The organism is Spirulina sp. 06S082 (genome assembly GCF_034932145.1).
Classification (GTDB): Bacteria; Cyanobacteriota; Cyanobacteriia; order Cyanobacteriales; family Spirulinaceae; genus CCY15215.
This window is the reverse complement of the sequence record NZ_JAYGHV010000197.1, coordinates 1-7385: the sequence shown is the minus strand read 5'-3', so window position 1 is coordinate 7385 and position 7385 is coordinate 1. Positions and strand designations below refer to the sequence as shown.

8 protein-coding genes are annotated in these 7385 nt (G+C 42.7%); 2 read left to right on the top strand and 6 right to left on the bottom strand.

Going from position 1 to position 7385, the window contains the following annotated elements:
- Nucleotides 1-1469 (top strand): thiamine pyrophosphate-binding protein (locus VB714_RS13980; protein WP_323225158.1); only part of this gene is annotated, 1469 nt, incomplete at its 5' end.
- 20 nt (nt 1470-1489) lie between these two features.
- Nucleotides 1490-2377 (top strand): sulfotransferase domain-containing protein, encoded by an 888-nt coding sequence (locus VB714_RS13975; RefSeq protein WP_323225156.1) that lies wholly within the window; start codon nt 1490-1492, stop codon nt 2375-2377.
- Nucleotides 2378-2524: 147 nt separating this feature from the next.
- On the opposite strand, the gene VB714_RS13970 is transcribed toward VB714_RS13975, so the two are convergent.
- The 6 genes from VB714_RS13970 to VB714_RS13945 form a co-directional block, all read right to left on the bottom strand.
- On the bottom strand, nt 2525-2884 hold the full coding sequence (locus VB714_RS13970) for a DUF5615 family PIN-like protein (protein WP_323225154.1): 360 nt from the start codon (nt 2882-2884) through the stop codon (nt 2525-2527).
- Nucleotides 2865-3212, bottom strand: coding sequence for a DUF433 domain-containing protein (locus tag VB714_RS13965; RefSeq protein ID WP_323225153.1), 348 nt, complete (start codon nt 3210-3212; stop codon nt 2865-2867). The genes VB714_RS13970 and VB714_RS13965 overlap by 20 nt, the downstream gene beginning before the upstream one ends.
- Nucleotides 3213-3353: 141 nt before the next feature.
- Nucleotides 3354-4853: an arylsulfatase gene (locus VB714_RS13960; RefSeq protein WP_323225159.1), complete on the bottom strand. Its 1500-nt coding sequence runs from the start codon at nt 4851-4853 to the stop codon at nt 3354-3356.
- A gap of 15 nt (nt 4854-4868) precedes the next feature.
- On the bottom strand, nt 4869-5033 hold the full coding sequence (locus VB714_RS13955) for a hypothetical protein (RefSeq protein ID WP_323225151.1): 165 nt from the start codon (nt 5031-5033) through the stop codon (nt 4869-4871).
- A gap of 219 nt (nt 5034-5252) precedes the next feature.
- Nucleotides 5253-6329, bottom strand: coding sequence for a formylglycine-generating enzyme family protein (locus VB714_RS13950; protein WP_323225149.1), 1077 nt, complete (start codon nt 6327-6329; stop codon nt 5253-5255).
- 30 nt (nt 6330-6359) lie between these two features.
- A partial coding sequence (locus VB714_RS13945) for a polysaccharide biosynthesis C-terminal domain-containing protein (protein WP_323225147.1) occupies nt 6360-7385 on the bottom strand: 1026 nt, incomplete at its 5' end.

The window sequence follows — 7385 nt, the reverse complement described above, 5'->3', positions numbered from 1 at the left end:
CAACCAATCTCATCACCGGGGTTGCATCAGCCTACAGCGACCATATCCCCATCTTGGCGATTACCGCCCAAACCCTATTGCCCAAATTCGGAGTCGGTGCATTCCAAGAATCCTCTCCAGATTGGCTGGATACTGCCAGAATGTTTGACAAATGCACTCGTTACAATAGTGTTATTACTCATCCCAAACAATTAGAACATAAACTGATTGCCGCCTTAAAACACGCTTGGCAATCTCCCCCAGGTCCCGTCCATCTCAGCGTTCCCGTGGATGTGTTTCGCGCTCCGGCTCCCGATGCAATAAGTTATCCTCATATTAATCAGTTATTAAAGCAACCCGCTTTTGCAGACTTAGGGGCGATCGCCAAACTGGTTCAAATGTTGGAGAATGCGTCACTACAAAATCGTAAAGTTGTTTTATTAGTCGGCGAAGATTGTCGAGAAGCATCAGAAAAAATTATCGCCTTTGCTGAATTAATGGGGGCAGAAATTGTCACCACCCAAGGGGGGAAATCTTGCGTTAATCCCTATCATCCTCTCTACAAGGGGGTGTTTGGCTTTGCGGGGCATCAAAGCGCCAGGCAAGCCTTAACGGATGAATCCGTGGCTTTAATTCTCGCGGTGGGAACGACTTTGGGGCAGTGGTCAACCTCAACTTGGGATGCAGCGCTTTTAAATGAGAAATTGGTGCATATTCATCATGTTAATAGTTATTTTAGCCGTTCGCCGATGGCACAACTGCACGTTTATGGCAATATCGAGACGGTGTTTACAGAATTGTTAACCAAGCTGAAAAATGTCGCCACCATTGAAGAATCATTGCTTACAAAAGAGGCATTAACAGAAGCAAATACTGGGGAAAAACCCCCACAAATCGAAGTTCAAAAGCCAAATGATTATTACAGTGACGCAACACCTATTAAACCCACCCGATTGATGTACGAAATCATGCAGCGCTTTCCTTCAGAAACCCGCTTTCTCATCGATACAGGGAATTGTATGGTGTGGGCGTTTCATTATCTCTTTTTACCCTATCCTGAAAATTATCGTTCCTCGGTGGAATTGGCGGCTATGGGTTGGGCGATCGGTGCATCTGTGGGGACGGCTTTGGGAACTCCTAAAACCCCGGTAGTTTGCATAACGGGAGATGGTAGTTTTTTAATGAATGGACAGGAAATTACTGTTGCTGTTGCCGAACAATTGCCGATTATTTTTATTATCTTAAACGATCGCTCCTACGGTATGGTTAAACAAAGACATCGCCAAGTGGTGAAAGATGGTTTAGGTTTTGCCATTCCCGCCGTAGATTTTAGCTTGATGGCTCAAGCAATGGGGGCAAAAGGTTACAGTATTCGCCAGCCAGAAGACTTTGAACAATTGGATTATGAAGCAATTTGCAACTATCCGGGTCCGACGGTGTTGGATGTGCATATCGATCCTGAAGAATTGTCACCTTTGGGAATGTTTTAAAATCTTTGTTTTTTCTATTTATGTCAGATGTCACGATGAAATTGAAAGAGAGAATTTTTATCAATTCCTTACCCAAAAGCGGCACTCATCTTTTAGCCAAAGCGATCGAGATTTTTGGTTATGAAGAACATTTTAGCGATCGCCCTAATCTTGAAGATAATTCGGAATCTATAACCCCAATTTTGTTAAATCGTCGCGAAGTTATCAAGGCTTTAAAGAAAGAGAATCTAACTCCCAATCTAAATGAGGGAATTAGTATTGGCGCTTTAACTGATTTGTTTGTACAACCTTCTATTTTACAACATTGGCTGGAGGCGATCGCCCCAGGAAAATATATTCTCGGACATATTCCCCAAACTCCTCTTTTACATCCCTTATTAGAGGCGATCGGCTGTCATCACGTCTTTATTATCCGCGATCCTCGTGCTGTGGTTGCTTCTTCAATTCCTTTCTTTTTAGATACAGGAAAAATGCCCGCCCGACATTTTTTAGAAGATGATATTAAGTCTTTATCTCAAAGCGATCGCATTAATTTTGTTTTAGAAGGTGGCTATGCAAAAAATGCAGGCGTAACTATCAAAAGTTTTGCGGAAGTTTATCGTTCTATGTTAGCATGGCGCGATCGCCCCGATTGTTTATTCTTGCACTTTGAAGATTTAGTTGGAGAAGGAGGAGGAGGGAGTAACGAGAAACAAATGCAGGCGATCGAACGCATTGCTTTACATTTGGGGGTGTCCTTTGGCGATCGCCTTGCTACCAAAGTTAAAGAGATTTATAATCCCAATTCTAGGACTTTTAGAAAAGGTCAGATCGACAGTTGGAAAACTGCCTTAGATGCCGAACTCGTTCAACGTCTCATTGAATATTGTCAGCCTCTTTGTCTTGAAGCTGGATATCCCAATTTGTAGAAAATTATAATAGAAAATTGCAGAAATTGCGTCAAGTCTCTCAGTTATCAAGGTTTTGAGGAAATACCTTCGCGATCGCTATTCAGCTAGTGCGATCGCTTTTTCATTCTCTTCCTCAGTTTTAATCATTAACCAAAACCTAACAATTTAAAAAAGTGGCAGAAATTCTATCCGATCTCGATACTCATCCTCAAATGAACCCTCGGCGATTAGAATTAACTGTTCGAGATTTTCGCCAATACTTAACTTTGGACTGAGAATCAAGATACCCAGTACGTGATAGCCCAAAGCGATATGCTCTGCTAAGTGAACTGGCATGGACTTGCGGTTATTTGTTACTAAAATACAATCATGCTCTTCACACCACAGTAAAATTTCTGGATCTAAAGTTCCTTTGGGTGGAGCAGTCATATCCCCAACCGCTATAACAAATAAATCTGAACTCAGACGACGCAATTGATTAGTGTAAATCGGATCGACATTTTCATCAATGAGATATTTGAGCATTGTCTGTTAATCTTACCAGTTTCTCAGCCTTCAACTTTCTCAGTTTCTCTACAATTGGGCGAGGATTACGCTGCTGCTCTGCTCGCATACGATCGCCCCATTCCAACCAATCAGTCATATAAGCCTCTACTGTTTGTTTGTTATGCAAATAATATAAAATGGTGGCATAAACTTGCTCTACAGTCAGCGAAGGATAAGTATTCGCAATCTCTTCAGGAGTTTTTGCTCGAAAAAGATGGTCAAATAAAATTGTTTCTATGCCAATTCGCGTTCCTTTGAGTCGAATATCATCGGCAGCTAAAAAGTTAAAATAATCTTCTAATTGCATAATTTTCTTTTGCTTGTCATTTCATCATTATGTTCTAATTTTACCCAAAACGAAATTAACCAAACTTGCTAGGAAAAAAGAGCGCTGTAGGGACGTTCAATGATTGAACGTCCCTACAAAAGTTAATTATGATTCCGCGAACTACCTAGCTGGAATAAAGCCCCAGCTTTTTTCTTGCTTATCATACATATCGATCATTTTTTTCAACAGATCGGGATACTGTCGGGATAAGTCGTTCTGTTCTGTAGGATCGAGTCCAATATTGAACAATTTCCAAGGTTCTTTTTCACCGTTACCCCAAACACCATCTCCCAGCCGCAGAATTTTCCAATCCCCCAGATACAGCGCTTTATTAACCGTACCGTAGAGTTCAAAGGCGATCGGTTCATTATCGCTATAGAGTCGATCTGCATAGCCCTCAAATAAAGGACGCATGGATTTTCCTTCGATGGGATGGATGGTGCGACCTTTATAATTTGTGCCAGGTTGAGGAACTCCCGCATAGTCCAATGCGGTAGGGGTTAAATCCTTGACGGAAGCAAAAGCGCCACTTTTGCTTGGGGCAATTTTTCCTGGATAGTGAGCAAAAAAGTGACCGCGAGTTCCACCTTCAGCCATTGTTCCCTTAGCCGCGAAATGGGGTGTAGTCATTACCTGCGCCCAACCGTAACCCAGACCTGTGAAAGAGTTGGGATTACCAATATTTTCGTAGCTATTATCATAGCCGATCTCATTGAGCCAAACCTTCCAGTCCGGTTCTGCGGAGAAATCGCGGCCGCTGGCACCGTTATCGGTAAAATAGATAATGACGGTATTTTCATACTCGCCAATCTTCTTCAGGTAGTCAATCAATTTCCCCACCTGTTCGTCCATGTACTCAACCATTCCCGCATAAACAGCCATTTTCTTAGCTTGGATGCGACGCTCATCGGAACTCAGGCTATTCCATGCCTTAACGTTCGACCACCGCGCGGGTAACTCCAAATAATCGGGAATAATGCCCAAGTCTTTCTGACGCTGAAAGCGTTCGGCTCGGATTTTGTCCCAACCAGCACTGTATTTTGCCAAGTATTTCCGAGAGTATTCTGGGGGAACTTGTAGGGGTTCGTGGGGTGAGGTATGGGCGAGATAGCCAAAGAAGGGTTTGTCACCCTTCCGATTTTTCTCGATGAATTCAATCATCATATCGGTGTAAGTTTTCGCCGTATAAAAGTCTTTGGGGGGATCGACAATCACGCCATTGCGAGCGAAATTTGCTTCAGCACCTGGTCCAAATCCCGTCAAACCATAATGATCGGATCCTCCTTCCAAAATAGCAAAGCTCTCTTCAAAACCTCGACCGTTTGGCCTCAGTCTCATTTCGTCTTCGCCAAGGTGCCATTTTCCGGTCATGTAGGTGTGATAACCGCCATCTTTGAGTAAGTCTGCTACGGTCACGACATCATCGTTGAGAATACCTTTATAGGCGGGACTGTCCCTTTGTTCGTCGGTGATGCGATCGGGCATTGTCCCCAAACCCGCGAGGTGATTATCCACCCCTGTCAAAATCATAGAGCGACTTGGGGAGCAGGTTGGCCCGGTATGGAAGTTGGTCAACATCATACCCTGCTCGGCAAGACTATCTAAATTCGGGGTGGGAATTTCGCCGCCAAAACTTCACATATCGGCATAGCCCATGTCATCGGAAACGATAAAAAGAATATTCGGACGCTTATTTCTGCCGACTTGAGCTTCTGTGGTTTCCTTGAGAGAGGAAAACCCAACAAAACCTAAAGCGCTAACTCCGACGATAATGAGAAAACGAGAAAATCTTTGGTACATAATGCAAAATTGATTGACTTAATATCAGAACAAAATTGAGACAAAATTGAGGAAAGCCTAAGCCTAAATATCGTCGTTTTACTTTACAATACTGGCATTTTACTTTCAACCTCAATTTAAACAAAATAGGTAAAGTTTTCTTAACACTTTACGAGGGCAAACTAATTAGTTTTAGGAAAACTATTCCACTTTGAAGCGATCGCCTTAACTTAATTTGAATTAACTATTTGTAGGTTTCGTTACCAAGCGAAAGCCAATATGTGAAGTTCCCGTATCGGGAGCTTGAGCTTCTCGAGCTGCCGGACGATAACGACTACAATAGTTTGGGGCGCATAGATAAGAGCCGCCTTTAATGACGTGCTTGGCTGCACCAGGCTCTCGCGGATCGAAACTGTCTTTTGGGTTAGAGACAATAGGATCGACCTCAGAAGTCTTGTTCTGATGACCCATTCGATACCAATCTTGGGTCCATTCCCAAACATTCCCAGCCATATCGTAAAGATCGTAACCATTCGGATCGAAAGAACCGATGGGAGCGGCACTTAAATAACCATCTTCCTCGGTATTTTGATAGGGGAATATCCCCTGCCAAGTATTGGCTTTTTGAGCAGAGTAGGTATTGCCCCAAGTAAACTCTTTCCCTTTTAATCCACCTCGAGCGGCAAATTCCCACTGGGCTTCTGTGGGTATGGATTTACCTGCCCACTTAGCATAGGCGATCGCGTCTTTATAAGCAACCTGAACGACGGGGTAATTATCTTTTTCTGCGATATTGCTATTGGGTCCAGTGGGGTGCTGCCAATCGGCTCCCGGTACCCAATGCCACCAACTTAATTCTCTCACTTGTTGTTTGCCTTGGGGGGGGATAAAAACTATAGAACCAGGCGATCGCTGTTCTTCGGAAAGATTGGGGAATTCTTCAGCACTCAGAGGACGTTCGGCAAGGGTAATATATCCCGTTTCCTTGACAAATTGGGCAAATTGAGTATTAGTGATTTCATATTGGTCAATACAAAAACCCGTGACTTTAACTTTAGAAATTCCTTTCTCTTCTCTGTAATGCTTTTCGGAACCCATTTGGAATGTTCCTCCGTCGATCCAGACCATGTTTTGAGGACATTCTTTAGGATCGGTGGGTGAGTCGGCTACTATCTGAGTATCTTGACTCCAGAGGTGTTGTGCTTGGAAAAGTTGCGGTTTTTTCAATAATGTTAAGCCTTGGTGTAGGAGCAAAATAGCGGCTAACCCACCCAAGACACAAGCCAACAAAATTTTTTTAGTTCTAGTTTTAATCATTTGTTCAGTCAATTAAAGTTGTTATTATTTTTACTCTTCTTTTTGCTCTTCAGGTGTTTCTGAATTGAAGAAACTATAAAAAATCGAAGGCTGTATGCCAGTATATTTGATAATGAGAATACTCAACCAAATATTCCAAATGACAAGGGTAAAACTGGTGGTCATGGCTGCCCCAACTATACCAAATCTAGGAATGGCGATCGCATTCAAAACTAGATTGAGGATAGCACTAAAAGCGAACACGGGCAAGGATTTATTTTGATGTCCTGTCATGACCATCAAACAGGCTACAGTTCCGCACAGGGAGTCCACTAAACGCCCCAAAACCAGAACCTTTAGGGGAGAAACGGCTGGCATGAACTCGGCACCAAAAATGCTCAAAACAGGGGCTGTAAAGATGAGTAAAAATGAACCGATCGCCAGAGATGGCCAGAAAATCCAAACGGTTACGCGGGAAACTACTCTTTGCAATTCTGCCATATTGTTTTGCGTATAAAGCATAGCAAAAGCTGGAGCGGCAACAATGATGGTAATTTCTAAAACAAAGCCAACCCATAAGGCTGTTTTGACGGCAACATTATAAATTCCTGCGGCTTCTGGACCCACGAGGGAACCCACCATAATAATGTCGGTTTCATCTAGGATATAGAGGAAGGCACGTTGTAATAATAAAACCAAAGAAATCTCAATCCATTGACGATAAGAATAAACATTCAGAGCGGGTTTTAGGGTTTGCTTGATTCTTTCCCAAAGTAATAGTCTTTGAAAAATCAGCACGATGGCTAAAGCCAAGATAGCGACACCCAGCATGGGAATACTTGTGACTTCATGATTGATTTCTAAGAGCAGAAATCCTCCGCAAAGAACTAGAATTGGCCAAATAACCAAATAGGGAATATAAGCACTAACAATATCTTCTAATGCTCGTGTTGTTTCTAGTTGTAATTGGACTAGCGCTTGTAAAGGAATTAAGCCAATGCCGATTAATAAAGGAAGAGAATAAGGAGAATTATAATAAGAATTCATGAAAAGAATAACGGCGATCGCGACCCCACA